General features: G+C 71.9%; 25 protein-coding genes and 2 tRNA genes. 18 read left to right on the top strand and 9 right to left on the bottom strand.

Annotated elements, in window-relative coordinates; genetic code table 11:
* Positions 1-53: 53 nt before the first annotated feature.
* Entirely contained in the window at positions 54-485 is a 432-nt protein-coding gene (locus ACIBCJ_RS12050; protein ID WP_365979552.1) for a DUF6010 family protein, read from the top strand.
* 312 nt (positions 486-797) lie between these two features.
* On the opposite strand, the gene ACIBCJ_RS12045 is transcribed toward ACIBCJ_RS12050, so the two are convergent.
* From ACIBCJ_RS12045 to ACIBCJ_RS12035, 3 genes are all read right to left on the bottom strand, one after another.
* Positions 798-1,571 carry a hypothetical protein gene (locus ACIBCJ_RS12045; protein WP_365979551.1) on the bottom strand — a complete coding sequence of 258 codons (774 nt, stop codon included), beginning with the start codon at positions 1,569-1,571 and terminating at the stop codon, positions 798-800.
* A 113-nt stretch (positions 1,572-1,684) separates the two neighbouring features.
* Positions 1,685-2,245: a GNAT family N-acetyltransferase gene (locus tag ACIBCJ_RS12040; protein WP_365979550.1), complete on the bottom strand. Its 561-nt coding sequence runs from the start codon at positions 2,243-2,245 to the stop codon at positions 1,685-1,687.
* Entirely contained in the window at positions 2,242-3,015 is a 774-nt protein-coding gene (locus tag ACIBCJ_RS12035) for a GntR family transcriptional regulator (protein ID WP_365979549.1), read from the bottom strand. Before ACIBCJ_RS12035 ends, ACIBCJ_RS12040 begins: the two co-directional genes overlap by 4 nt.
* 573 nt (positions 3,016-3,588) lie before the next feature.
* On the opposite strand from ACIBCJ_RS12035, the gene ACIBCJ_RS12030 reads away from it, so the two are divergent.
* From ACIBCJ_RS12030 to ACIBCJ_RS11965, 14 genes are all read left to right on the top strand, one after another.
* Entirely contained in the window at positions 3,589-3,861 is a 273-nt protein-coding gene (locus tag ACIBCJ_RS12030; protein WP_365979548.1) for a DUF6284 family protein, read from the top strand.
* Positions 3,858-4,304: a Pycsar system effector family protein gene (locus ACIBCJ_RS12025; RefSeq protein WP_365979547.1), complete on the top strand. Its 447-nt coding sequence runs from the start codon at positions 3,858-3,860 to the stop codon at positions 4,302-4,304. Before ACIBCJ_RS12030 ends, ACIBCJ_RS12025 begins: the two co-directional genes overlap by 4 nt.
* Positions 4,301-5,200 (top strand): DUF2637 domain-containing protein, encoded by a 900-nt coding sequence (locus ACIBCJ_RS12020; protein WP_365979546.1) that lies wholly within the window; start codon positions 4,301-4,303, stop codon positions 5,198-5,200. The genes ACIBCJ_RS12025 and ACIBCJ_RS12020 overlap by 4 nt, the downstream gene beginning before the upstream one ends.
* On the top strand, positions 5,200-5,547 hold the full coding sequence (locus tag ACIBCJ_RS12015) for an RRQRL motif-containing zinc-binding protein (RefSeq protein WP_365979545.1): 348 nt from the start codon (positions 5,200-5,202) through the stop codon (positions 5,545-5,547). The genes ACIBCJ_RS12020 and ACIBCJ_RS12015 overlap by 1 nt, the downstream gene beginning before the upstream one ends.
* Before the next feature lies 1 nt (position 5,548).
* Positions 5,549-5,866, top strand: a complete 318-nt coding sequence (locus ACIBCJ_RS12010) for a hypothetical protein (RefSeq protein WP_365979544.1) — start codon at positions 5,549-5,551, stop codon at positions 5,864-5,866.
* 2 nt (positions 5,867-5,868) lie between these two features.
* Entirely contained in the window at positions 5,869-6,177 is a 309-nt protein-coding gene (locus ACIBCJ_RS12005) for a hypothetical protein (protein ID WP_365979543.1), read from the top strand.
* A 94-nt stretch (positions 6,178-6,271) separates the two neighbouring features.
* Positions 6,272-8,380 (top strand): FtsK/SpoIIIE domain-containing protein, encoded by a 2,109-nt coding sequence (locus tag ACIBCJ_RS12000; protein WP_365979542.1) that lies wholly within the window; start codon positions 6,272-6,274, stop codon positions 8,378-8,380.
* Between the two features lie 207 nt (positions 8,381-8,587).
* The gene (locus tag ACIBCJ_RS11995) at positions 8,588-9,052 is read left to right on the top strand and encodes a hypothetical protein (RefSeq protein WP_365979541.1); all 465 of its coding nucleotides are present in this window, start codon (positions 8,588-8,590) and stop codon (positions 9,050-9,052) included.
* A gap of 88 nt (positions 9,053-9,140) precedes the next feature.
* The gene (locus ACIBCJ_RS11990) at positions 9,141-10,418 is read left to right on the top strand and encodes a DNA cytosine methyltransferase (protein ID WP_365979540.1); all 1,278 of its coding nucleotides are present in this window, start codon (positions 9,141-9,143) and stop codon (positions 10,416-10,418) included.
* Between the two features lie 88 nt (positions 10,419-10,506).
* The gene (locus ACIBCJ_RS11985; RefSeq protein WP_365979539.1) at positions 10,507-11,409 is read left to right on the top strand and encodes a bifunctional DNA primase/polymerase; all 903 of its coding nucleotides are present in this window, start codon (positions 10,507-10,509) and stop codon (positions 11,407-11,409) included.
* A complete protein-coding gene (locus ACIBCJ_RS11980; protein WP_365979538.1) occupies positions 11,406-11,840 on the top strand; it encodes a hypothetical protein in 435 nt (144 codons plus the stop codon). Before ACIBCJ_RS11985 ends, ACIBCJ_RS11980 begins: the two co-directional genes overlap by 4 nt.
* The gene (locus tag ACIBCJ_RS11975; protein WP_365979537.1) at positions 11,837-12,982 is read left to right on the top strand and encodes a DUF3631 domain-containing protein; all 1,146 of its coding nucleotides are present in this window, start codon (positions 11,837-11,839) and stop codon (positions 12,980-12,982) included. The genes ACIBCJ_RS11980 and ACIBCJ_RS11975 overlap by 4 nt, the downstream gene beginning before the upstream one ends.
* Positions 12,983-13,176: 194 nt before the next feature.
* A complete protein-coding gene (locus tag ACIBCJ_RS11970) occupies positions 13,177-13,374 on the top strand; it encodes a helix-turn-helix domain-containing protein (protein WP_040251532.1) in 198 nt (65 codons plus the stop codon).
* On the top strand, positions 13,374-14,648 hold the full coding sequence (locus ACIBCJ_RS11965) for a tyrosine-type recombinase/integrase (protein ID WP_365979536.1): 1,275 nt from the start codon (positions 13,374-13,376) through the stop codon (positions 14,646-14,648). The genes ACIBCJ_RS11970 and ACIBCJ_RS11965 overlap by 1 nt, the downstream gene beginning before the upstream one ends.
* An 81-nt stretch (positions 14,649-14,729) precedes the next feature.
* On the opposite strand, the gene ACIBCJ_RS11960 is transcribed toward ACIBCJ_RS11965, so the two are convergent.
* Together ACIBCJ_RS11960 and ACIBCJ_RS11955 are read right to left on the bottom strand one after the other, a co-directional pair.
* Positions 14,730-14,802, bottom strand: a tRNA-Arg gene (locus ACIBCJ_RS11960).
* 217 nt (positions 14,803-15,019) lie between these two features.
* Positions 15,020-15,110: transfer RNA gene (locus tag ACIBCJ_RS11955), tRNA-Ser, on the bottom strand.
* A 202-nt stretch (positions 15,111-15,312) separates the two neighbouring features.
* Here ACIBCJ_RS11955 and ACIBCJ_RS11950 point away from each other — a divergent pair.
* Positions 15,313-15,780 carry an SSI family serine proteinase inhibitor gene (locus ACIBCJ_RS11950; protein WP_365979535.1) on the top strand — a complete coding sequence of 156 codons (468 nt, stop codon included), beginning with the start codon at positions 15,313-15,315 and terminating at the stop codon, positions 15,778-15,780.
* 184 nt (positions 15,781-15,964) lie between these two features.
* Complete coding sequence (locus ACIBCJ_RS11945) at positions 15,965-20,374, top strand: PAS domain-containing protein (RefSeq protein WP_365979534.1); 4,410 nt, start codon at positions 15,965-15,967, stop codon at positions 20,372-20,374.
* 186 nt (positions 20,375-20,560) lie between these two features.
* Here ACIBCJ_RS11945 and ACIBCJ_RS11940 read toward each other — a convergent pair whose 3' ends face one another.
* The gene (locus tag ACIBCJ_RS11940) at positions 20,561-21,142 is read right to left on the bottom strand and encodes a TetR family transcriptional regulator (RefSeq protein ID WP_362100078.1); all 582 of its coding nucleotides are present in this window, start codon (positions 21,140-21,142) and stop codon (positions 20,561-20,563) included.
* A gap of 137 nt (positions 21,143-21,279) precedes the next feature.
* Between ACIBCJ_RS11940 and ACIBCJ_RS11935 the strand changes: the two genes are divergently transcribed.
* Positions 21,280-22,557: an MFS transporter gene (locus tag ACIBCJ_RS11935; RefSeq protein ID WP_365979533.1), complete on the top strand. Its 1,278-nt coding sequence runs from the start codon at positions 21,280-21,282 to the stop codon at positions 22,555-22,557.
* A 147-nt stretch (positions 22,558-22,704) separates the two neighbouring features.
* On the opposite strand, the gene ACIBCJ_RS11930 is transcribed toward ACIBCJ_RS11935, so the two are convergent.
* The 3 genes from ACIBCJ_RS11930 to ACIBCJ_RS11920 all read right to left on the bottom strand — a co-directional run bounded on the left by ACIBCJ_RS11930 (position 22,705) and on the right by ACIBCJ_RS11920 (position 25,857).
* On the bottom strand, positions 22,705-24,384 hold the full coding sequence (locus ACIBCJ_RS11930; protein ID WP_362100084.1) for a long-chain fatty acid--CoA ligase: 1,680 nt from the start codon (positions 24,382-24,384) through the stop codon (positions 22,705-22,707).
* Positions 24,385-24,509: 125 nt separating this feature from the next.
* On the bottom strand, positions 24,510-25,097 hold the full coding sequence (locus tag ACIBCJ_RS11925; protein ID WP_362100087.1) for a SigE family RNA polymerase sigma factor: 588 nt from the start codon (positions 25,095-25,097) through the stop codon (positions 24,510-24,512).
* A gap of 433 nt (positions 25,098-25,530) precedes the next feature.
* Positions 25,531-25,857, bottom strand: a complete 327-nt coding sequence (locus ACIBCJ_RS11920) for a hypothetical protein (protein WP_133889933.1) — start codon at positions 25,855-25,857, stop codon at positions 25,531-25,533.
* Between the last annotated feature and the right edge of the window lie 110 nt (positions 25,858-25,967).

The following is a 25,967-nucleotide window of genomic DNA, read 5'->3' as shown; positions in this document are numbered from 1 at the left end:
AACTGTCACTCACGCCACTGGGACCTGCCCCGAACGCTGCTTAACGTGCCCGCATGAACCTCGCCGGCCTCCTTCCCCACGTCACGCCGATCGGCATCGGCCTGCTCGTCGTCCTCCTGCTCTCCCTCGTCCCGGACCCGCACCGCCGGCCCCTGAACGCCGTCGGGATCGCCGGGGCGGGTGGCGTCTACTTCTCGGGCGGCGGCATGGGCGGCTGGGAGCTCCCGTTCGGCGCGCTCCTGCTCTACGTCGCCTACCGGGGCCTGACGTCCTGGACGTTCATCGGCATCGGCTGGCTGCTGCACACCGCATGGGACGTCGTCCACCACCTGAAGGGAAGCCCGATCCTCCCCTTCGCCCACGACTCGTCACTGGGCTGCGCGATCTGCGACCCGGTCATCGCCCTGTGGTGCCTGCGCGGCGGCCCGCACCTGCGCGCACTCGTCCCGGGCCGTCGCGTCCACCCCGGGCGGGCCACCACATGAAGGGGAGGGCGGGGGTACGGAACCCGGTCGCGCCGGAACAAAAGCCGGAAGCCCCGTGGACTAATCCACGAGGCTTCCGACTCACTGTGCACTCGGCAGGATTCGAACCTGCAACCTTCTGATCCGTAGGCGTGTGCGTCCCAGAGCAACCGTGCCCCAGCTCACTGGAAGCCGGTGATCAGCCGTGCTGTCGGCATCGCGGGCAGTACGCCAACGTACGATCCTGTACGCCGGTGTTGATGTCAGCGGCTGATGTCAACGACGCGCCCTGCCCCGGCGTGCCGACCGCCTGCGCCAGGGCCGACTCTGCCATCAGTCCGTGAGGTCCTCGTAACCCTGCGTGATCTCGCGCACCACACTCTGAGCGTTCTCAATGGAAGCTTGCGCTAGTTCAGCACCCTGATTGAAAACAAATAGAATGCTCATCAGAGCTACGACCGCTGCGCCAAGTTTTCCACGAATAGGGGATGCAGTTGGAAGTCCACCAACAGCTTGAGTTAGAGACCCGACCAGCCCTTCCGTCTGCTGCGCAACCCTGGCCCCTCCGAAAAGATTGACATTGTCAATCAACCAAATGAGGTGCGCCACCTGAACTGACAATTGATCCCGCGTTCCATCGGAAATACTCCCCGAGGGAATCTCTTCCAAGAGTGTCAACCACTCTTCACACTTATCCCTGAGGTCAGACAGATCCCCACCGCGGGGCGCCGCCGAGCTGCCAGCGAGCGTCCCGGCGATCAGGTCCGCGGTTACCGCCAGCACATCTAGCGCTTGCTCAGATATCAGGTTATGGCATCCCATATCCGCTACCCAAGCCCCATTCGGGTACACAACCGCAGTCCACCATGCAGGGAAATATTGCGAGATCCGATCGCTCTGCCGACCTCCCAGAGCGTCCACATCTCGACAAGTAGCACTGAGGAGGTTGGCGACTTCCGAGTGCATACGCGCAAAGTCAGCATTACCATAAGGCGTTTCAAGTGCTATCGCCCAACCGTCGCGAAGTCGCTTTTTTTCGGAGTTGCGAACGCGCTCCAATATACCGTGCAGGTGATGTGCATTGGTGTTCGCACTGAACCGACTCATGACTTCCAGCCTTCCCTCTCACTGCAGATCGATCTCGTGATACGGCCTACCGACCGCAAAAGAGATCAGTGAACTAGGCGTGTGCTTTCTTCGGCGGGTCGAGCAGTTTGAGGTTAGGCCATCCGCCTGGGAGTCGCGGTCTCTTCAGTGAATCCGTGAGCGGTGGGTCCCGTTGTCTTCTGCGCGAGCCACCCTGACACCCTTGGTCCACCGTTTACAGCGACCCCTTGGCGAACCGTCCGGACATGCTGGAATCCATGGCGCAGGTAGTACGCCTGCAAACCGAAGTTCGTCGTCCAGGCGTCGAGACGAAGCCACTGGGCGCCGGCACGGAAGCCACGGTCCCCGGCCCAATCGAGCAGCCGACCGCCAAGGTCCTGACCGGCATGCGTACGCGCCACGGTCAGCTTGTTGATGAACAGGGAGGGTTCCCGTAGCTCCTCTGCGGTCCACAGCCCATCCTCCGCTTCCGGGGTCAACGTGATCGTTGCTGCCGTGGCGTCACCATCACGCACCATGAAGACCTCTCCCGCCTCGATGGTGGCGAGCAGCTTGTCAGCCGGGTACGGGCGCTGCCACTGGTCGGTACCGAGACGAGACAGCCAAGCCGCCGCCTCCTCTCGGAAGGCGAGCAGCTTGGCCAGATCGTTCGGTTGCGCTGAGCAGATTCTCACTGAGGCTCGTTCTCTTCCCGGCCGGACAGGGTGCCGATCTCGTAGTTCATCTGGTTCAGGTCCCCCCGGAATGTGGTGACCGTGCAGCGGATCGGCCGATCCACTGAGTAACCGGTACGCGTCCAGAGCAGCACCGGCACCCCTGCGCCGATCTCCAAGAGGCGTGCCTCTTCGGGAGTCGGCATTCGCGCTGCGATCTCATCGAAGTAGCCCACCTGCTCGATCCCGTGCGACGCGAGATACCGAGTGGTTCCCTCTTCGATGTCGCCCGGCTCAGCGAGCCGTGGGGACCGCTCCATGAGCCACCCCGGGTACCAGGTGGCTTGTGTGGACCACGGGACGTCATCCACGTACCGGTGGCAGAACCGCAGAACCGTAGTGGACCCTGCGTCGACCTTCAGCCGCTCCGCAACGTCTGGTGACGCTGGAGTCATCTCGACTCGGAACGTCTGGTGCGGTCGTCGGCCGGCGTTCGTCACGTCCGTGCGGTACGCGTCGCCGTTCTGCGGGAAGTCCAGATTCTCGAACCGGGACGCATTGAGCTTGAACACCTCGTGCGAGCGAACCTCGTAGCCCAGCCCTTGGCTCGACGACACGAGACCCTGGCTGACCAGGAGACTCAGTCCGTTCCGCACCGTGTTCCTGGAGGCGTCAAACCGCTTCATCAGGTCGCTCTCGGACGGCAGCCGCGCGCCCGGCGCGTACGTGCCGCTGTCGATCTCTCGGCGCAGGGCATCGGCCACCTGCCGGTACTTCGGCTGCTTGCTCATTCCCCCATCATGGCTCACTCGCGCAACTTGTTGGTACATGTGGGCTCCAAACTCTTGACGACTCACTGTCCGTGGGTGCAGCATCACTGCATCAACTTGTACCAACAAGTTGAGCAAGCGGAGCAATTCCCTTGAGTTGCTTTTGCCTGCGCTGATGCACAGGGCGGGGACGCTGCAATCCCGCTAAAGGCCAGGTGGAACAGGGCTACGGCCCGTACTGGCGAGGTGGCCCGGCGACCGCGAGCGACGGCCGGAGAGTGGGGACGCGATCCCCCTTGCAGTGCTTCACCCCTGTTGACCTGGCCGAAAGGACTCGTGATGTACCGACGAAAACCCTGAGCGCCACCGTTACGGACCGGTCGGCGGCGCCTGGACAGCAAGCACGGTCCACCACGGCACGCAGCGCGTCACGCTGCGGCCGGCTGCCTCTCCCGCCCGTCCGTCCCGCGCACTGCGTGAGGACGTACGGACGGGAGCGCGGGGAGCCGGAACCGACTCCAACGGCAAGCGGCTCCCGGGTGGCACCCCGGGAGCCGCGTTCGGGCCGTTCCTCTCTGGAAGGAACAAGACCCAATGGACCACATCGTTACTGTTCAGGACGCTGTTACCGCGTTCGCCGACTACATGGAGCCGACGAAGGCGGAGCTGGACGCGATCGAGCAGGAGATGCCCGTGATCCTCGCGGACGTTGACCTGCTGGACGCGTACATCGTCACCCTCGACCGCACGCCGACCGAGCTGGACGACCGCCGCACCCGCCGGGCCCGCCGCCGCGCGCTCGCCGCCCGCGCCGCGCTGGTCAACCGCACGGCCGGAACGACGGGCCTGTCCGGTGGTGCCGCGTGAGCGCCACCGACCGGAACCTGGGTGCCGCGCACGCCGAGGTGAAGGCGGAGATCACGCGGACGGACACCAAGACGGCCCTGCTGCTGGCGTTCGTCGGCGCCCTGCTCGCCGGTACCTGGACCGTCGCCCGCGACCTGCCCCTGACCGTGCCCGCCCTCATCGCGGGCGGCCTCGGTCTGGCGCTGCTGGTCGCCGCGGCCGGTCTGCTGCTGCGGTCGGTGCGCCCGAACCTGGGCGGTCGGCACGGCTTCCCCCTGTGGGCCACCCTGACCGCCGACGAGATCGGCGCCGCCGTGGCCAGTGACCTGGCCGCCGACATCGCCGGACTGTCCCGGATCGCGGTCGCCAAGTTCACGTGCCTGCGCCGCGCGGTCGACCTCACCATGACCGGCGGCGCCCTGCTCATCCTCGCCGCCCTGCTCACCGCCGGGGGCGCGGCATGAACCTTCACCGCAAGGGCCGCGCCGCCCTCGTCCTCGCCCTGGTCGCCGTGGTCGCCATGGCCTTCCGCGTCTCGTGGAACGCGCTGCGGGACATCGCCGGCGCGGTCGGCGCGGACGACACGGCCGCGATGCTGTACCCGTTCGTGGTCGACGGCCTCATGGCGCTCGCCCTGATCGCCACCCTGGTCCTGGCCGACCGCGACCGCACGTTCGCCCTGCGCGTGCTGGGGGCCTACACGGTCGCGTCGCTGGTCCTCAACTACGTGCACGGTCTGGTCCCTGAGCTGCACGGCCGCACGGTCGACTGGGGGCGGCTGGCCGACTGGGACCCGGCGAACTGGGCCCTGGTCCTGCTCGCCACGTCGCTGCCGGTCGGGTCGATCTACTTCGGTTCCGACCTCGTGGCCAAGGTGCTGCACCACCGCCCCGCCCCGATTCCGGCCGCGAGCGCGAATGCGGAGGAATCCACCGAGACCGTGAGTAAACGGTCTACGGCTGACCTGCCGGTATCGACCCCCGCGCCGATCACCCCGAACGCGGCGGCACTGCCTCGTCCGGTGGCCGTCGGCTTCCTCAAGTCGACCCTGCCGGCCAAGCCGTACCCCTCGATCGCACCGGCCCCCGCCAAGCCGATCGAGCCGCGTGCGGTGGCCGCCGAGTCGACCCGCCCGCGCCGCGCCACGGGCCGTGTCCCGGACGCGGCCAGGCCGACCCGGCCGAAGCGGACGCCGGATCAGTTGCTCGCCGAAGCACGCGCGGCGACGGCCGATTGGTCGGACGCGAAGGTGACCGGTGAGGGCATCCGGCGTGCCATCCGCACCTCGCCCGCGAACGCCCGCTCCCTGCGGGACACGCTCCTCGCCGAACGCGCCGCCGCACCGACCAAGGCCGGCTGATGGCGGCGCTGCCGGTCTACCGGTGGCACCTGGCCCCGGACGGCTACGCCACCCGCCGACAGCTCCGCGCCGCCGGACTCCGCCCCGGCGGTCAGGCGGTGGCCGCGACCCTCGAACGGCCGCGCCGCCGCCGGGGCCCGCTGGTCGCCCACCTCTACCGCGTCGACCTGGCCAAGCCGGTCCGGCCGATGACGCCGGGCCGGTGGGCCGCCCTCGCGGCGGCGAACACGGCCCGGCGGACCTGCCCCACGTGCCGGCGGGATGCGGGCTACGTCATCCCGCCGACCCTCGGCACGTGCGTGGCCTGCGCCTTCCCCGAATCCTCCGACTGCCCGAGGAGTGCCTGACATGGGCAAGCCCGACACCCGCCGCCTGGACCGTGCCATCGCGCAGGCGAACCGCAAGCTGGCTGCTGTGCAGAACCGGGAGCTGTGGCCACTGGACGGCCGCGAGCGCCGCGCGATCCTCGCCGGTCTGGCCGGCGGCGGCTACCGCGTCAGCCGGGGCAAGGACCCCGCCCGCGCGGAACGCAAGCTGGAGACCGCCTGGAACTCCGCCGAAACCCGCCTCGTCGCCGAGATCGCCGCGCTCACCACCGAGCGGCAGCGGATCGTGAGCGAGGCCGCGAAGGCGAAGGCGGCCAAGAAGTCGTCGGGGTGGTGGTGAGCGTGCAGCACACCGCCCGGCGGTGTCCCGCCGCGCACCCCGAGGACCCGACCCCGTGCGCCGGGCCGGTCTCCGTGACCGTGCTCGACGCCACGAACGCGGGCGCCGACGGGTGCGAGCACCACGGCGCCCGCCTGCTCGCCTCCCTGGCCGGTGGCCGCGTCTACGCCCTGCCGCACGCCCCCGAGGGCGCCGCGATCCGCACCTTCAAGGCCGCTGACGGCCTGCGCCCGTTCTGCTGGGTCGACGGCCCGCGCACGCGGCCCTCGCAGCTCAGCCGCGCGGAGAACCGCACCCGCTCCCGCCGCTGACGGCCCCACGGCCCCCGCCCGCAAGTGCCGGCGGGGCCCCGGCGCCTTCCCTCATCTCCCGCCCCTTCCAGGGGTAGTCAGGAGCACTCCCCGCATGTCTAAGAACGTCGTTCACCTCCACAAGCCCACCGACCCGCCCGCCGACAACGTGACCACGCTGGCCGTCGTCCCCTACGCGCCGCCCGTCCGGCCGGTGCCGCTGTGGGTGCGCTCGGGCCGCGCGGTCAAGGCCGTGGCCACGCACGAGTCGACCCGGGCCGCCGCCCGCGCGGCCGCCCGGCACAGCCTCTACACCCTCAACGGCGGCCGGATCGCCGCCCGTCGGGCCTGGGACGGCCGCACCGGATCGCGGTACGAGCGGATGATCCGCGCGGCGGAAGCCGCGGGGAACCTCGAAGCCGCTGAGGAGTGGGAGGACCGGTTGCAGCGCTTCCGCGCCGCCCGCCACCACCGCCGCATGGACCTCCTCCACTCCCCGGTCGACGCCGCCAAGGGCGTCGCCGTCGGCGCCGGCATGAGCGTCGGCGTCCTGGTCGCCCTCGGAGTCGTGATGGCCATCAACACGGGCCAGGTCAGTGACGTGGTCACGCCGCTGTCGGCCACGGTCGACTTCATCGCGCTGCTGATCCGGATCGTGCAGGTCGTCTGGGGTCCGGCCCTCACCATCGGCCCCTTCCTCGCCCTGCTGGCCCTGTGGTCGGTCGGCCGCAAGCAGCACGCCGCCCCCGCCTGGACCCTGCCCGCCAACGTCCGCAACGGCGAGGGCGAGCCGATCACCCCGTCCATCGTGGTCAAGGCCCTGCGCGACCTCGGAGTCCCCGCCCTGCGCAACGCCATCAAGGAGATGGGCGACGCCGGCGCGTCCATGCTCGGGCCGATCACCATCGCCGGATGCGGCGTGGAAGTCGACGTGACACTGCCGTCCGGGGTGTCCACGATCGAGGTGCAGAACCGGCGGCGGAAGCTTGCGGAGAACCTGACCCGGCACGAGCACGAGGTGTTCATTACGATCCCGCAGGCCGCGCGGACGGTGCGCTTGTGGGTCGCCGACTCCGGGGCGCTGGACGAGCCGATCGGCCCGTCCCCGCTGGTCACCGACGACACGATGACCGCCGACTACGCCAAGGGAAAGGCGCCGTGGGGTCAGGATCTGCGCGGCGATGCCGCCGCCCTGAGCCTGTACCAGCGCCACCTGTTGATCACCGGTCTGTCGAACCAGGGCAAGACCGTGGCCCTGCGGTCGCTGGCCCTGTGGCTGTCGCTGGACCGGTCGGTGCAGTTCCTCATGGGCGACCTCAAGGGCGTGGGCGACTGGGCCATGTTCGACGGCCTCGCGGAGACGCTGATCCAGGGTCCGACGGATGAGCACGTCATCCAGGTGACCGAGATGGTTGAGGGCGCCGTCGACGAGATGAACCGCCGCATTCAGGCCCCGCCCGGCACCGTGTTCCCGCCGCTGATCGTGCTGGTCGACGAGGCGCAGGTGGCGTTCATGTGCCCGGCCAAGGACGCCGACAAGCGCCCCTACGGCGGCTCGAAGGCCAACTCCCGCTACTTCATGGCCGTCCGCAAGATCCACAACCAGGGCCGTGCGGTCAACGTGCTGATGTGGCAGGGCACGCAGGACCCCACCAACGAGAACCTGCCCAAGCTCGTGCGCGAGGGCGCCCACACCCGCGCCTCCCTCGCCCTGGGCACGGAGTCACAGGCCCGCATGGCCCTGGGGGACAAGGCCGTCGACGGCGGCGCCGCCCCCAACCTCCTGCGGCCCGGCCTGGACCGGGGAACCCTGGTCGTCGCCTCCGACGGCATCAGCATCCCGGCCGGCCAGTCGTCCATCACGGTGCGCACGCACTACATCGATGACGACGCGGCCGTGGCCATCACCGACCGGGCCAAGGCCCTGCGCGACGGCGTCACCACCCTGCACGCCATCGACCGCACCGTGGAACACGACCCGCTCGCCGACATCGCCGCCGTCATCGGCGACGCCCCCCGCGTGCGCACCAAGGACGTGCTCGCCCGGCTCGCCGCGCGCAACGCGGACGCCTACGGCGACTGGTCGTTCATCGACCTCAAGCGCGTCCTGGACGACTCCGACGCCGCCCCGCGCAAGTCCGACGGCGTCATGGTCGTCTCCCGTGACCGCATCGTCCGCGCCCTCGCCAACCGCGACGGCGAGGGTTCCGCTTCCGCCGAATGAGAGCAGGGAGCAAGCGACCGACGGGGCAGGGAGGCAGGGAGAACTCCCTGACCGCCTCCCTGACCCGCCTCCCTGGCCCTGACCTGCGCGAATGATCGTTCAGGGAGGTAGGGAGGCACGCAGGTCAGACCCCCGAAACCCCCCTCCACAGCGCCCCTCCAAGGGGGTATCGCTGCCTCCCTGATCCACGTTCGGAAGGGATTCCGCATGTACCCCGACCACACCCCGCACGTGCCCGTGCAGCGGGCCGTGGAAGTCCACCAGCCCACCCCGTACCCGCCCGCCGTGGCCGCGTCGGCACCGGTCGTGCCGGTGCAGCCGGGGGCCGTTCCGGCGGTGGCAAGCATCGTCCTGCCCGACGGCCGCGTCGTCACCGGCTACGCAATCAACCCCGCGCACTCAGAACCGGTCGTCGCCAAGCCGGCCGTCTCGCGGACGGCCGTGAACGTCGCCCTCGGGGGCGTCGGGTTCCTCGCGGTGTGCGGCGGGCTGCTCCTGCTCACCTCGTTCATCGCCGCACTCACCGCGTTCATCACCCAACTGATCACCCTCGCGGCCGTGATCTTCGGCGGATGGATCGCCGTGCAGATCTTCAGCGCGAGCGGCCACCAGGGCGGCACGACCGTGAACATCCGCAAGGCCGTGATCAAGCGCAACAAGTTCTACAGCTAGCTACGCCAGGGGCGGCCCCCCGATTCCGCCAAGAACACGGGGCCGCCCCTGTCAGCCAGCACCATCAAGGGAACTGGAGACCTCCAGCATGACCCATCTGTCCGCTGTGCCGCCGGAGGGTGGCAACGTCAGCCTGTGCACCGGGTCCGCCGCGCTCGACCAGGCCGTGGAAGCCGTCACCGGCCTGCCCACGGTCGCGGTCGCGGAGAAGGACCCGGCCGCCTCCCGGCTGCTGGCCGCCCGCATGCCCCACGCTCGCAACCTCGGGGACGTCACCGCTGTCGACTGGTCGGCCGTGGCCGCGTCCATGGACCGTCCGGCGGCGCTGACCGCCGGCTTCCCCTGCCAGGACATCTCCAACGCCGGACCTCGGGGAGGGATCGCCGGTGACCGCTCCGGACTCTGGAAAACCGTCGCCCACGCCATTCGCGTACTTCGACCCCGCCTCGTGTTCCTGGAAAACGTCGCCGCCATCCGCTCCCGGGGACTCGACGTCGTCGCCGCCGACCTGGCCGCGATCGGGTACGACGCGCGGTGGATGTGCCTTCGCGCTGGAGATCCCGTCGTCGGAGCCTGCCACCGGCGCGACCGCTGGTTCGCCGTCGCGTATCCCGCTGCTGAAGACCCCCACCTCACAGCTCGGCAGGAACGGGGGACCGCAGCATCCGGACAAGCGCAAGGCGGGTGGGCACGGGCCGACGCTGGAGGACGAAGTGGTGTTCTTGCTGCCCCCGACCGAGGCCTGAGGCTGCTGCCCACCCCGGCGGCCGCCGACGGCACCGGCGGCCCCGGCATCTCGCCCAAGCGCAGGGGCGGGATGAACCTGCGCACCGCCGTCACGCTGCTGCCCACTCCCGCGGCCCGGGACTGGAAGTCCGGCGCCTCGAACCTGATCGGCGTCAACTCCCGCCCGCTCAACGAGGTGGTAGTGAACCTGCTGTCGACCTCGAAGGTGTCGGATGGGCGGCACGGCGGCCCCAACCAGCGCGACACGGTCGGCCACTACTGCCTGCCCGGCCAGGCCGTACTGCTAGACCGGCGGTGGGTGGCCACCAACGGCACCGACTACGGCCCCGCCATCCGCCGCTGGGAACAGGTGCTGGGCCGTCCCGCGCCGGAGCCGACCGAGCCGGGCACCAAGGGCAACCGCCGCCTGGCCCCCGCGTTCGTGGAATGGATGATGGGCGCCGATCCCGGTTGGGTCACCGGCACCGACCTCGGACTGTCCCGCTCGGACCAGCTCAAGATCCTCGGCAACGGCGTCGTCATCCGCCAGGCCGCCATCGCCTACCGCGCCCTGCTCGCCGCCCCCGGGCTCGAAGTAGTCGACCCCGGACCGGCACAGCTCGCCCTCGACATCGCCTGAGTACGCCAGGGGCGGCCCCCCGATTCCGCCAAGAACACGGGGCCGCCCCTGCCAGCCAGCACCATCAAGGGAACTGGAGACCTCCAGCATGACCCATCAGCCCCCGTCCGCGCTGCTCTGCGCAGCACTCGAAGCCGCCGCCCGCGGCTGGCACGTCTTCCCCCTGCGTCCCGGCACCAAGCGGCCCGCCTTCCACGGGGAGCAGCGCTGCCCCGGGACCGGGCCGTGCGCCGGCGGGCACCTCAAGTGGGAGCAGCGGGCCACCACCGACCCGGACCGCATCCGCGCGACCTGGTCGACGGTCCCGTTCAACGTCGGGATCGCGACCGGCCCGTCCGGGCTGGTCGTCGTCGACCTCGACGTGCCCAAGGACAAGAGCAGTGGGGACGCGCCTTGCGGCGCGACGACCTTCAGGGCGCTCTGCGAGCGCGCCGGGCACGCCGTCCCCGCCACCTACCGGGTGCGGACCGCGAGCGGCGGACAGCACCTCTACTTCACCGCACCGCCCGGCGTCCGGCTGGCCAACACCGCCCGCACCGTGGCCCCGTCGGTCGACACCCGGGCATGGGGCGGCTACGTCGTCGCCGCGGGCAGCACCACCCCCACCGGACCGTACGAGGCCCTGTGCGGCCCTGAGACGGTTCCGGTGCCCGGATGGCTGCTGAGCATCCTCCGTCCCGCCCCCAAGCCGCCTGAGGCGCCGTCAACGGCCGCCGTGGGGCAATCCCGCCGATACGCGGACGTAGCACTGACCAACGAGGCCTGGAATGTGGCCCGTTCGCAGCATGGCGGGCGGGAGGCCGCGTTGTTCCGGGCGGCGCGCGCTCTGGGGCGGTTCGTCGCGTGGGGCGACCTCCCCCGGCACGTGGTCGAACAGGCTCTTCAGGAGGCTGGGGAGTCGACCGGACTCACCGCTGCCGAGTGCCACTCCACCCTGCGCAGCGCTCTCAACTGGTCCATCGCCCACAACCAGCGCAGGAGGGCGGCATGAGCACGCCCCGCCGCCCCTCCCTGAAGAGCATCACCACCGCCCCGGCCGGTCCGCACGCCGCTCCACTGCCTGTGGACCCGGCGGCGGTGGGCGAGCCGAAAGGCGTCGCCCGACAGGGCGTCCTGACTGCTCTTCCCCGCTCGAACCGGCCCCCGGCCGGCGGACCGCCCGCCGCCAGCCCGGACCCGACACCGGACCGGCCCGGACTGCGCGTCTACGCGCCGCCCGTCTACCGGCACCACTACGACGGCGCCCGCTGGTCCAAGCGCCACGGCGCCACCCCCACCGCCGCCTACGCCTGCCCCTGCGGAGAGACCCGCACCGCCCGGGGACAGGACGCCGTGGCCGCGCTGGTCAACGAGTACGACGCCCACCAGCACTTCTGCACCGGCAAGCCCGCCGCATCCCTGGAAGGGAGGGCCGCCGCATGACCCCCACCATCGACGGGGCCGCGCTGCTCAACGAGGTGGAAGCCTTCCACCGCCGGTTCAACGTCTTCCCCCACGAGGCCGCCTACGTCGCCGTAGCGTTGTGGGACGCCCACGCCCACCTGCTCGACTGCTTCGACTCCACACCGCGGCTCGCGTTCCTCTCTCCCGAGCCGGGGTCGGGGAAGTCGCGTGCGCTGGAGGTCGTGGAAACCCTCGTGCCCCAGCCCATGACGGCGGTCAACGCGTCCGCCGCCGCCCTGTTCCGGTCCGTGTCCAACCCCAGCGGACGGCCCACGATCCTGTTCGACGAGATCGACACGATCTTCGGCCCGAAGGCGGGGGACAACGAGGAGTTGCGCGGCTTCCTCAACGCCGGCCACCGCCGCACCGGGGTGACGTACCGGTGCATCGGCGACGGCGGTAACCAGACCGTGCAAGCCTTCCCGTCGTACTGCGCGGTCGCGGTCGCCGGCCTCGGAGCACTGCCCGACACGATCATGACGCGCTCCGTCGTGATCCGGATGCGGCGCCGGGCCCGCAACGAGACCGTGGAATCCTTCCGCGCCCGCCTCCACGAAGCAGAGGGCCACAAGCTCCGTGACCGGCTCGCGCAGTGGACCGAGCAGGCCCGCGACCAGGTCATGGGGGCGTGGCCCGAGATGCCCGACGGCGTGACCGACCGGCCGGCGGACGTGTGGGAACCCCTGCTCGCCATCGCGGACGCGGCCGGCGGCGACTGGCCCGTCCGGGCCCGGGAGGCGTGCGTGACGCTGGTCGCCGCCTCCAAAGCCAACGACAAAGGCAGCCTCGGTGTCCGGCTGCTGTCCGACCTGCGCGATCACGTCATGGTCGGCATCGACCGGCTTCCCACGGTCGCGATCCTGGACCGGCTGAACGCCCTGGACGATGCGCCGTGGGCGGACCTGCACGGCAAGCCGCTCGACAACCGGCGCCTGGGCAAGATGCTCGCGGAGTACATGACGGCGGACAACGAGCCCATCGCCTCCCGCAACATCAAGACCGCCGGGAGCGTCCTCAAGGGCTACTACAGCGCCGATCTCTGGGACGCGTGGGCCCGCTACTGCCCCCCACCCCCCGAAAGTCCGCTACCTCCGCTACCCGGCACTGAAAACGTGGTCTGACCAGCACTGATGCGGTAGCGGCAACCGGGGTCGGTTGCCGCTACCGCCCCGCTACCCATCCGCTACCCATCCGCTACCGCTACCCCTTCCCGCTACCTCCGACAGGCCCCTGACCTGCACGGTAGCGGCGGTAGCGGAAGTAGCGGACTTCCCAGAAGGGGGCCGACGGCCCCAACTGCCCACGGAGGTCTGCCGTGCTCACCGCCGTACCCACGACGCCTGAAGCCCTGACCGTCCCGGAGGTCATGGAGGCTCTGCGGATCAGTCGCTTCAAGGTCTACGACCTGATCCGCTCCAACGAACTCCCCAGCATCAAGATCGGACGGGCCCGCCGCGTCCCGGTCGACAGCGTTCGCGCGTACCTGCGCGACCGATTGGAGGAAGCTGCCTGATGGCCAAGCGACGCGCCAACGGCGAAGGAACGATCACCAAGCGCACCGACGGCCGGTATCACGCCGCCGCGTACGTCTTCCGCCCCGACGGGACGCGCACGCGGAAGTTCGTCTACGGCAAGACCCGTGACGAGGTGGCCGACAAGCTCACGGAGTTGCAGGAGAAGACCCGGCAGGGCATCCCGGCAGCGTCCTCAACCATGGGGTTCGGCGACTACCTGACGTACTGGCTCGCCACCATCGCCCCGGAACGGCTTAAGCCGGCCACGCTCAACAGCTACGAGGGGCTGACCCGGCTCTACATCCGGCCGGCGCTCGGCAAGAAGCGGCTCAACCGCCTCTCCCCGGCGGACGTACGCCGATTCCTCACCGAGTTCAAGGCATCGTGCCTCTGCTGCCTGCGTGGCGCCGACTACGAGCGTCCGGAGGGGAAGCGCGGCTGCTGCGCCGTGGGCAAGTGCTGCAAGCGGCTTCCGTCCGCCCGGACCGTCCAGTACGTACACGCCGTGCTGCGGTCGGCCCTACAGCAAGCGATGCGCGAGGAACTGATCGCACGGAACGTCGCCCGGATCGTTGAGACGCCGACCGTCACACCCAAGGAGGTGCGCCCCTTGGACGGCGCCGAGGTGCGCATCCTGCTCAAGACCGCCCGCACGCACCGGCTGTACGCCCTGTGGCTGCTGCTCGTGTCGACCGGGCTACGGCGCGGGGAAGCGCTCGCCCTGACGTGGTCGGACGTCGATCTCGCGAACCGGCAGCTCCGAGTACGCCGGAACGTGCAGCGCATCCGGCGGGAACTCCTCTTCGGGACGCCGAAGACCACGCGGTCCATCCGTACGGTGTCCCTGCCACAGCATCTCGTGCGCGCCCTCACCCACCACCGCGAGCAGCAAGAGCGAGAGCGCAAGGTCTCGGGCAAGAAGTGGCAGCCGGCGCCGGGTCAGCCTGAGGGACTGATCTTCACCGCGCAGGCGGGGCGAGTCCTCGATCCGCGCGGCCTCAACAGGATGCTGACGATCCTGTGCAGGGACGCGAAAGTGCGGCGCGTAAGGGTCCACGATCTCCGCCACACCTGCGCCTCCCTGCTCCTCTCGCGAGGGGTGGACGCGCGCACGATCATGGAGACACTGGGCCACAGCACCATCACGATGACGCTCGACACCTACGCGCACGTGATGGACACGACGCTGCGGGCTGCTGCGGAGCGTATGGACGACGCGCTCAATCTCGATGGTCCCGACGAGGGGTCAGATGGAGAGCAGACGGACGACTGAGGGCGCCTTTCCGGACGCACTGATGTCAGCCGTTGATGTCAAAGGCCCCGCCGGATTTCCCGGCGGGGCCTTTGACCTGTGTGCACTCGGCAGGATTCGAACCTGCAACCTTCTGATCCGTAGTCAGATGCTCTATCCGTTAAGCTACGAGTGCTTGTCTTGTTCAGTTTTACCGCCGCTCCCGTTCCTTCCGGCCCGTTCGCGGCGACAGGAAGAACATTACATGACTGCCGCCGTCATGTGAAATCCATTGGCCGCACCCCTTGTGACCTGCACAAACGCCTGTCCGGGGCCTTCCTGGGTCTGCCCGGCACCGGCCGGTGACAACACCGAAGCCCCGGCGGTGCGGGCCGGGGCTTCGGTGGTCGGTGCGGAGGCGGAGGGATTTGAACCCTCGATGGGGTGTAAGCCCCAAACCGCATTAGCAGTGCGGCGCCATAGACCGGACTAGGCGACGCCTCCAGACAACATCACCACTTCGCGTGCGAGCGCGAGTGGCGCGTGCCGATGATGACACAGTTGAGCGCGCTGTCACCAATCGACCCCTACGGTACTAGGCGGGCGGGCCGCGGGGCAAAGCCCTTACGGCCTGCCGGGGGCGTCCGCACGGTGTACGCCGCGGCCGCGCGCGCAACGTCCGGACGGCCGGCGCGTTGGGCAGGTCATGTACCGGATCTCCCGCACCCCCGCGGCCCGCCTCCTCGGCGCCGCCGCCCTGTCCGCCGCCGCCCTCGCCTCCGTCTGCGCCGCGCACCCGGCCGCCGCGTCGGCCGCCGGTCCCGGCACCGCGGAGGGCGACCACCTGACGGTCACCGTCCGCGACGCCGGCCCGGGTTTCGACGGCACGTACGAGCTGTACTGCCACCCCACCGACGGCGACCACCCCGACCCGGAGGGCGCCTGCGCCGCCGTCGAGCAGGACACCCGGTGGGGCCGGGACACCTTCGCGCCGGTGGCCGAGGGGAGTGTCTGCACCATGCAGTACGGCGGCCCCGCCACCGCGCGCGTCACCGGCATCTGGGCGGGACGTCCGGTCGACGCGACGTACGACCGCCGCGATGGGTGCGAGATCTCCCGCTGGGACCGCATGGTGCCGCTGCTGCCGGAGATCGCGGGCGCGGGCCGGTCGTAGGGGCCGGGCGGGCCCCGGCGGTCACCGGTCACACGTTCTACGTCACTTCCTCGTGCGACCTCCGTCCCATCCCACGCCGCCCGCCGGGCCCCAACCCTTAGACTCCCTCGCGTGACACGCTGCGGGCCGATTGGCAAGATGGCCCAGGCGGTCGGCAAGTGCGGTAACAGGAGGGAAGCGTCTCGTGAGCAGCAGGCCATCCCGAGGCGCTGCTCGCCTCGCAGCCATACTGGACGCGCTGCCTGACGCGTTGGTCCTGGTCAACGCCAACGGCACCGTGGTCAACGCGAACACCATCGCGCTGGAGGCGTTCGAGGCGCCGGGCACCGCGCTGGTCGGGCGCGGCCTGCTGGATCTGCTGCCGCAGTTCGACTCGCGGCTCATCCCCGGCTCCATGCGCCGCCCCGACCACATCGACCCGCGGGCGCGCACCAAGCCGACCCGGATGGTCGCGCGGCGCACCGACGGCGCGGAGTTCCCCGTCGAGGTCACCAGCGCCAACCTGGAGACCGGCCAGCAGGCCTACGACACCTACGGCTACACCGGTGACGAGCTGCTGATGCTCGTCGTCCGCGACCTCTCCGGCACCGTCGACACCGAGGCCGAGCTGGCCCGTTCGCAGCGGCAGACCGAGATGATCCTGCGGGCCGCCTCCGAGGGCGTGGTGGGCACCGACACCGACGGCCGGATCGTCCTCGTCAACCCGGCCGCCGCCCAGATCCTGGGCTACCGGGCCGGTGAACTCGGCGGCCGCGAGCTGCACACCCTCGTCCTGCACTCGCGTGCCGACGGCTCACCCTTCCCGTACGACGAGTCGCCGCTCGCGGACACCCTGCGTTCCGGGCGCAAGCACCGGGTGCGCGGGCAGGTGCTGTTCGCCAAGAGCGGGGACCAGCTGCCGGTCGACCTGACGACCGCGCCCGTGCGCGACGGCGACCAGCTCGTCGGCGCCGTGATGACCTTCACCGACCGGCGCCCCTACGACGCCCTCGTCAAGGAGCACGAGGAGGCGGAGCAGCGGCACGCCGAGGAACTGGAGCGGCTCGCCGAGGAGCACGCGGCCGAGCTGACCGAGCTGCGGGAGAAGCACGTCGCCGAGCTGGCGGAGCTGCGGGAGAAGCACGCGGAGGAGATCGCCGCGGACGCCGACCGCTACGCCGCCCTCGGCGAGCGGGAGAAGGACCGCTACGAGGCGATCGCGGGGCGGCACGAGCAGCTGCTCACCCTCCTCGGCGACTCGCTGCGCGGGCCGCTGGACGAGCTGCGCCGGGAGCTGGCCGCGCTGGCCTCGGACGACGCCGGGCAGTTGTGGCCCGAGGCCAACCAGGTGCTGCACCACCTGTCGGCCGGTTACTCGCGCATCACCACGCTCATCGACAACGTCCTCGGCTACCAGCGTCTCGACGCGGGCGGCGAGCAGGTCGCCCGCACGAAGGTGATGCTCGACGCCGTCGTCGCCGCGGGTGTCGACGGGGCGGTGGAGCTGATCGGTCCCGGGCGCGTGCAGTTCGCCGTGCACGCACCTCCGATCGAGGCCGAGGTCGACGCCCGGCTGCTGGCCACCGCGCTCGCCCATCTCGTCGCCGACGTCGCGGGCGTCGACGCCACCGGCAACTCGCCCGTGTCGGCCACGGGCGGATACCTGGACAACACCGTCGTGGTCGCGGCGGCGCAGCGCGGCGAGGTCGTACGCATCGAGGTGCGCGGGCCGTACGCCGGGGGAGACCCGGTGCACGAGCCGATCGTGCGCGGGATCGTGCGGGCGCACGGCGGCGTGTTGCAGACCCACGAGGTGCCGGGCATGAGCGGCAGCGCCTACGTGCTGGAGGTGCCGATCGGGGGCGGGGCCGGGGCCGTCGGGGCCCAGGGCGGCGTCGAGATCGACCCGGCCGACCCCGCGGCCTCCGGGGCGTCCGTCCCGGCCGCAGATGCCGGTGCCGTGGGCGCGGAGGTCGCCCTGGCGGTCCGGGAACCGGCTCCCGGAGGCGGGCGGCGGCGTGCGCGCCGGGCTTCCGTCGACGCGTTCCTGGAGAGCGAGGTCGCCGGGACGCCCGACGAGGCCGGTGCGGGTGCCGAGGCGGAGAAGGCCACCCCCACCGGTCGGCGCAGGCGGCGCGCGGCGGCTGCGGCGGAGGACCAGGTCGAGGCGCCGGAGCGGGCGTCGGACGGCGTGCCGGTCCCTGTTCCCGTGCCCGCGCAGGCGGGACCCGCCGAGGGTGCCGGGTCCGGGGGGACCGGGCGTCGGCGCGGGCGGCCCGCCGAGGGCTCCGGAGCCGAGGGCGCGCAGGCCGCCGGGGTGCCCCAGGGGGTGCCCGCCGGGGTGTCCGAGGGTGCCGTCGTCATGGCCGGCGAGCACGGCGGGGGGTCCGCCGCGTCCAACACCGGGCTGGGCGGGACGGTACCGCCGCAGGGTGTGCCCGCGCCCACCGGCAGGCGAGGCGGACAGGACGGTGCTGAGCAGCACGCGCTGCCCCGGGCGTTGCCCGTGCAGGCCGGCGCGTCGGACCCGGCGGACGCGGGGGACCCGGCTGGCTCCGACCGGCCGACGGGGCGGCGACGCCGTGCGCTGGCTTCCGCGAACGAGCGGGCCGCGGCGCAGGAGGCCGCTCCCCGCCAGGTCTTCGCCCTGCCGCCCGCCGACGCCGACCGTCCGTCCGACGGGACCGCGCAGACGGCGGAGGAACTGCCGGGCCACCCGCAGGCACCGGGGCAGGAACGGGCGCAGGGGCAGGCCGGCCGGGTGCCGGTGCCCGGGCCGGCCGCGCCCGGTGACGCCCTGCCCGCCGACGGCCGGCACGACGCCGTACCGCACGACCCGGCCGACGACCACACTCCGCCGCAGCCGCACCCCGCCGAGGCCCCGACGGGACGCCGCCGCCGGGCCGGAGCGGCCCGCCCGGCCGAGGAGCAGGCGCCGGTCCCGACTCGGGACGGTGCCGCGCCGAGCATCCCGGTACAAGGGGCACCGCCGGTGCACGGAGCACCCGTGCCCGCCGCGGGCGCCGGGGCCCAGGTGCCCCCGCCCGCCGAGCCCGGCGCCGGCACCGCGCAGGCCGGCACCCCGACCCCCGCAGCTCCCGCTGCCGCGGGTGCCCCGGCTGCCCCTGCCCCCGCTGCCCGCGCTGCCCGCGCTGCCGGCACGGTCCCTGGTCGGCCGGGTCCCGCGCCGCAGCCGTGGCCGGCGGCCGGGGACACCGAGGGCGACGCCGGTACGCCCGTACCCCCTGGTGCCGCTGCCGGTCCCGCGGCCCCGGCGGCCCCCGCCGCGCCTGCCGCACCCGCGGCTCCGCAGGGCGTTCCCGCCACCACGCCGAGCCGGGGCACCCCCCTGCCGCCCGAGAACGCGCCCGCGCCGCGTGCGGCGCAGCCGTTGCCCGCCGAGGCGTCCGCGCCCTTCGACCCGAACTCGACGCAGGGACGGGCGTTCAGCGTGCGGACGCTGGGGCAGGGCGTGCCGTTCAACCGGCAGGCGGTCCAGGTGCAGCAGCCGTCGGCCACGCCCGCCCCGCACCAGCCCGGCGGCGGACGGCGCCGCAAGCTGGGCACGCCGCCCGACCCGGCCACCACACGGTCCGAGCCGTCCGCCCGTCCGCACCCGTCCGCCGAGCAGCCGCCGGGAGCGCAGCCCGCCGCCGGGCAGCCGAAGCAGCAGCAACCGCAGGCCCCGCCTCCGAAGCCGCCCCAGGAGCAGTCGTCCGTCGGCGGTCAGGGACGGCCGGCGCCGGTCACCGAGGGCGCCGGACGGTCGTACGCCATAGGAGCACCGGACCGCAACGCGGCCGAGGGGCCCGAGCCGCTGGACGGTCCCGGCGGGGCCGTCGAGGTCGCCGACCCGCCGCGTCCGCAGCCGATGGACGACGAACTGCCGCCGGAGCCGCTGGACAACCCGCGCCGGCTGCTGGTGTGGCCCGCGCCGGACGTGTCCACGCAGCAGGCGCTCAGTGACCGCGGCTACCGGCCGGTGATCGTGAACTCGCGCGAGGAGGTCGACGCGCAGATCGCGGCGTTCCCCGCCGCACTGTTCGTGGATCCGCTGACCGGGCCGATCACGCGTACGGCGCTCCAGTCGCTGCGCCAGGCGGCGGTGGCCGCCGAGGTGCCGGTGCTGGTCACGGCCGGGCTGGGACAGGCATCGCGCGACGCCGCCTACGGCGCCGACCCCGCCGTACTGCTGAAGGCGCTCGCCCCGCGGGACAGCGAACAGCACCCGCCCCGCGTGCTGCTGATCGAGGAGCACGCGGAGATCGCGCTGGCGCTGACCTCGACGCTGGAACGACGGGGGATGCAGGTGGCGCGGGCGGCGAGCGACGCCGACGCGGTGACGCTGGCCGGGCAGTTCCGGCCCAACCTGGTCGTGATGGACCTGATGCAGATCGAGCGGCGTCAGGCGGGCCACGCCGGGATCATCGACTGGCTGCGCGCCAACGGACAGCTCACCCGCACCCCGCTGGTCGTCTACACCGCCGCCGTCGACCAGGCCGACCTGCCGCGGCTGGCCTCGGGCGAGACGGTGCTGTTCCTGGCGGAGCGTTCCACCAGCGGTGAGGTGCAGTCCCGGATCGTCGAGCTGCTCGCGCGGATCGGGACCAACTGAGGGCGCCCTCGGCCTCGCACGGCCGAGGGCACGCTCGCGTCACCGGCCCACGGTGCCCCGCGCGGTCACGGCCCACGGTGCTCCGCGCGTCACCATCCCACGGTGCGCCGCGCGGTCACGGCCGACGGCGCCGCGCGTCACGGCCGACGGCGTCCTCGCCGCCACCGGCCCACGGCGCGCCGCGCGTCACCGGTCGTCGACGATGCGGCGGGCCGCCTTCTTGATCGAGTCGCGCAGGCGGTCGGCGTCGTCCTCCCCGCCGCCGACGAGGATGCGCTTCATCTGCGGTACGACGACCGCCCAGTTGGCCATCGCGACGAGCAGGAAGAGCAGGTCCGTCGCCGGGATGGCGCCGGTGACCACGCCGCGCTCCTGGGCGTCCCGCAGGGCGTCGACCTTGCGGGCGTAGTGGGCCTGGCGTTCGGCCTCGTGGGGCAGCTCGGCGGTGCCGTACTCCATGCCTTCCCAGAAGAGCAGGCGCAGCAGCTCGGGATGGGCGGCGTGGTAGTCCAGCAGGCGGTCGATCCAGCCCTCGATGTCGTCCGGGTCGACGGGGACGGAGATCGCGAGGTCGAGCATCTTCTTCTCGAGGACGGACGCGAACAGCTCGCCCTTGTTGCCGTAGTAGGCGTAGATCAGCTGCTTGTTGGCCTTCGCCTCGGCCGCGATGCGGTCGATGCGTGCGCCGGCGATGCCGTGACGGGCGAACTCCGCCACCGCCGCCTCGAAGATCCGGGCCTTCGTGGCCTCGGGGTCCCTTGCTGCCATGAGGGTCAGGGTATGCGGGGCGGGCCGGGCAACCAACTATTTGGTTGACAGCATCCGGGAATGCGCGTGAGACTCCCCTGGTTACTTCCAACCAACCAGTTGGTTACGACTGCGTACCCGAAGGGACCGCTCCGCTCATGACGTCATCGCCGTCCACCTCCGCAACCGCACCGCCCGGGGCCGAACCCGCCCCCGGGCGCCGGCCCGCCGGGTCCCCGGCCGGCGACGGTCCGGGCGGAGCCGCTCCCTCCACGGCCGCCGCCCGGCTCTTCCTCCCCCTGATCGCCCTGTGCACCGCCGTCACGGCCGCCAACATCTACCTCGCGGCGCCGCTGCTGCCCCTCATCGCCCACGACATGGGCTCGACCCCGTCGGCGGTCGCCTGGCTCGCCTCGGTCGCCCAGCTGGGCTACGCGGCGGGCCTGCTCTTCTTCGCCCCGCTCGGCGACAGCGTGAACCGGCGCCGCCTGGTCGCCGTCCTCTCGCTGGTCGCCACGGCCGCCCTGCTCGGCGCCGCCGTCTCGGCCGGGACCGGCGCGCTGGCGGGGGCCGTCCTGGTCGCCTCGGCCGCGACCGTCGTACCGCAGCTGCTCGTCCCCCTGGTCGCCGAGCGCGCCCCCGCCGACCGCCGGGCCCGGCACGTCGCCGCCGTCATCGCGGGCCTGTTCACCGGCGTCGTCGCGGCCCGGGTGCTCGGCGGTCTCGCCGGGCAGGCCTTCGGCTGGCGCACGGTGTTCGTGGGCGCCGCCGTCCTGACCGCCGTGCTGGGGCTGGCGACGGCGTACATCCTGCCCGTGGAGCGACCGCTGCGGCGGGGCCCGCTGTTCGCCGGGCTCGTCGCGATACCGGGCGTGGTGCGCCGCTCCCCCGACCTGTGGCGCGCGTGCGTGCGCCAGGCCGGCATGTACGGCGCCTGGAGCGCCCTGTGGACGTCGCTCGCCCTGCTGCTCACCGGGGACGAGGGGTACGGCATGACCACCGCGGCGGCCGGTCTGTTCGGCCTCTTCGGGCTGGCGGCGAGTGTCGTCGCGCCGCTCGCGGGCGGCCTGGTCGACCGGTTCGGCGCCGCCAGGGTCGTACGCTCCGCGTACGCGCTGGCCGCCCTGTCGGTACCGCTGTTCTGGCTGGGCGGGCGGACGATGGCGGCGCTGTGCGCGGCCGCCGTCCTGGTGCACGCCGCCCTGGTCGCCTCGCACGTCGCCAACCAGACCCTCGCCCTGACCACCACCTCGGCCCCGGCCACCGCCAACACGGCGTACGTCGTCGCGGGCTTCGCGGGCGGCGCGCTGGCCTCGGCGCTCGCGGGACCGGCGTTCGGCCAGTGGGGCTGGGGCGGCGTCTGCGCGGTGGCGGGGGCCTGGCTGGTGCTGGGGTGGACGGCCACGGTCGTACGCCCCGCGCGGGCGGCGCGGTGAGGACGTGCCTCGGGGCGGGGCCGTGGCCGTGGACCCCACCCGTAGACCGGCCGCCACTCGTAGACCGGCCGCCGGCCGGAGACAGGAGGCCGGTGACCAGTCACCGGAAACGGGAGACCGTGACCAGTCACCGGAATGTCCGGCGATTCAGAGCCGGGTGACGTCCAGGCCCCCCTCGGCGTACTGTCTGCGCAGCACCTTCTTGTCGAACTTGCCGACGCTCGTCTTGGGCACCGTCTCGATGACCGTCCAGCGTTCCGGCAGCTGCCACTTGGCGATCTTGCCGTCCTCGGCGAGGAAGGTGCGCAGGGCGGCGAAGTCGGTGGTGGCGCCCTCCCTGAGGACCACCGTGGCCAGCGGGCGCTCACCCCACTTGTCGTCCGGGACGGCGACCACGGCGGCCTCGGCGACGTCCGGGTGGGACATCAGCGCGTTCTCCAGCTCGACGGAGGAGATCCACTCGCCGCCGGACTTGATGACGTCCTTGGCCCGGTCGGTGAGGGTGAGGAAGCCGTCCGGGGAGATCGTGCCGACGTCACCCGTCTTCAGCCAGCCGTCCTCGCTGAACTTGTCGTCGGGGCGCAGCGGCTCGGCGCCCGGACCGTTGTAGTAGGCGCCGGCGATCCAGTTGCCACGCACCTCCAGCTCACCGGCGGACTCGCCGTCCCAGGGCAGGCGCTCGCCGCCGGGACCGGTGAGGCGGGCCTCGACGCCGGCCGGGAAACGGCCCTGGGTGAGGCGGTAGCCGAACTCCTGCTCCGTACCGATCGCGTGGGCCGGCGGCCGGGCGACCGTGCCGAGCGGCGAGGTCTCCGTCATGCCCCAGGCGTGGCAGACCCGCATGCCGAGCGCGTCGAACGCCTCCATCAGGGAGGGGGGACAGGCGGAGCCGCCGATGGTGACCTGGGTGAGGGAGGAGACGTCCCGGGGCTTGGCGGTCAGCTCGGCGAGCAGGCCCTGCCAGATGGTGGGGACGGCGGCGGCGTGCGTCGGCCGTTCGCCCTCGATCATCGCGGCGAGGGGCGCGGGCTGGAGGAAGCGGTCCGGCATCAGCATGTTGACGCCGGTCATGAAGGTGGCGTGCGGCAGGCCCCAGGCGTTGACGTGGAACTGCGGGACCACGACCAGCGAGGTGTCCTGGTCGGTCAGGCCCATCGACTGGGTCATGTTGACCTGCATGGAGTGCAGGTAGATGGAGCGGTGGCTGTAGACCACGCCCTTCGGATCGCCGGTGGTGCCGGAGGTGTAGCACATGGCGGCCGCGGCCCGCTCGTCCAGCTCGGGCCAGTCGTACGCCGTGGGCTTCGGGGCGATTAGGTCCTCGTACTCGTGCACCTGTACGGCGGCGGCCCCGTCCAGCAGCGAGCGGTCGCCCGGCCCCGTGACGACGACGTGCTCGACGGTCTTGAGGTGCGGCAGCAGCGGGGCGAGCAGCGGCAGCAGCGAACCGTTCGCGATCACGACCCGGTCGGCGGCGTGGTTGACGATCCAGGCCAGCTGCTCGGGCGGGAGGCGGAGGTTGAGGGTGTGCAGGATCGCGCCCATGGAGGGGATCGCGAAGTAGGCCTCGACGTGCTCGGCGTTGTTCCAGGCGAGCGTCGCCACCCGTTCGTCGTCCCGGACCCCGAGGTCCTCGCGCAGGGCGTGCGCCAGCTGGGCGGCGCGGGCTCCGATCTCGGCGAAGGAGCGGCGGTGCGGTTCGTCCTCACCGGTCCAGGTGGTCACCTGCGAGCTGCCGTGGATGGTCGACCCGTGGGTCAGGATTCTCGATATCAGCAGCGGTACGTCCTGCATCGTGCTCAGCACGGTGTCCTCCCGGGGCGACATTGCCTACGCGGCGGTAAGGGTTGCGCTGATTCTGCGCACATACCGCGTGGTATGTCACTAGCCCCGGATGATCGATCAGCGAGCGGCGCGCGACAGGGGCGCCCACCGGGGTCCCTCAGGACGGCTCAGGAGTGAACAAAGCCCAGCTCAGGGTCCTCGCGGAGCTTGCCGAGGGCCCGGGAGACCGCCGACTTCACCGTACCCACGGAAACCCCGAGGACTTCGGCCGTCCGGGCCTCGCTGAGGTCCTCGTAGTACCTGAGGACGACCATCGCCCGCTGCCGCGCGGGCAGCTTCATGATCGCCCGCCACATCGCGTCGTGCAGGGCCTGCCGCTCCGCCTGGTCGTCGCCGCCGGACGCGGGCTCCGGCTCGGGCAGCTCGTCGCAGGCGAACTCGTCGACCTTGCGCTTGCGCCACTGCGAGGTCCGGGTGTTCAGCAGCGCCCGGCGCACATAGCCGTCCAGGGCACGGTGGTCCTCGATGCGCTCCCAGGCCACGTACGTCTTGGTGAGCGCGGTCTGCAGCAGGTCCTCCGCATCGCTCGGGTTCGCGGTGAGGGACCGGGCGGTACGCAGCAGCACCGGCTGGCGGGCCTTCACGTACGACGCGAACGACGGGTACGGGAAGGTCTGCGTCGTCATCGTCGACCTCGTGGCCGGCGCCACGGCGGTGGCGGCGTTCGAAGCGCTGGTGCAGACGGGTGTGGTCATGGCTCCACGCTAGGAGCGGGCGGCGGCCTGCGGATCGGCCGCAGGTCCCGAAGCCGAGTCCGCCTCAGGTTGTAGGGGTGGTGTTGGCCCCACCTCCTGTAGGTGGAGTGGGGGAGGAGAGGGAGTGCGGGTCGATCCCTTAGGGACCGCGCGGGACAAGCGTCCCGGCGGGCCCGGCCGGGCCACGAGCACCACCCCGAAACCGGGCACGCGGACGGCACGGGGACGGGTGCAGGGGCGAAGACAGGGGCCGGGGGCCGGGGGAGGTAGGGGGCGGGGCGGCCACGAGGACGGAGGGCGGCGGCCGGGCACGAGAACGTCCGGGCGCCGGTACCGGAGTACCGTCGCCCGGACGCCCTGCGACCCCATGAAGCACACCCGCACGACGACCCGAGGGGCCGGCGCGGCAACGCACCCGCGCCGGCCCCTCAGCTCACCACCACAGCGGGGTGAAGCTGACGGCCACGTTCTCGTTGCCCTGATTGATCGCCGTGAACGCGGAGCCGTCGACCTGCGCGGTGTTGCTCTGGTTCGAGGCCCCCGAGCCGACCGCCTGCTGCTGCGTGGTGGACGAGTTGCCGTTGTTGCTCCCGCCGACGCCGCTGCCGAGGATGCCGGCGTTGGCACTGGCGGCGGTCGCGCTCGATCCGTCGTCCGCGAGGGCGCCGTTGTCCGCCGTCGCGATCCCGCCGAGCAGAGCGGCGGCGAGCGGAAGGGCGGCGAGGGCGGCGACGACACGGGCGGTACGGATGCTTGCCATGTTTTTCCTCCAGAACAAGTGCGCACCGGCTTCCAGCCGACAACGCGAGAAGTACGTGAACTAGGGCTCATATCAAGGCAGTTGGCCGACCGCCTCGACGCTGTGCACGA

Origin of the sequence: Streptomyces sp. NPDC051136, from assembly GCF_044455745.1 — a bacterium.
Lineage (GTDB): Bacteria > Actinomycetota > Actinomycetes > Streptomycetales > Streptomycetaceae > Streptomyces.
This window is presented reverse-complemented; position numbering and strand designations above follow the sequence as displayed.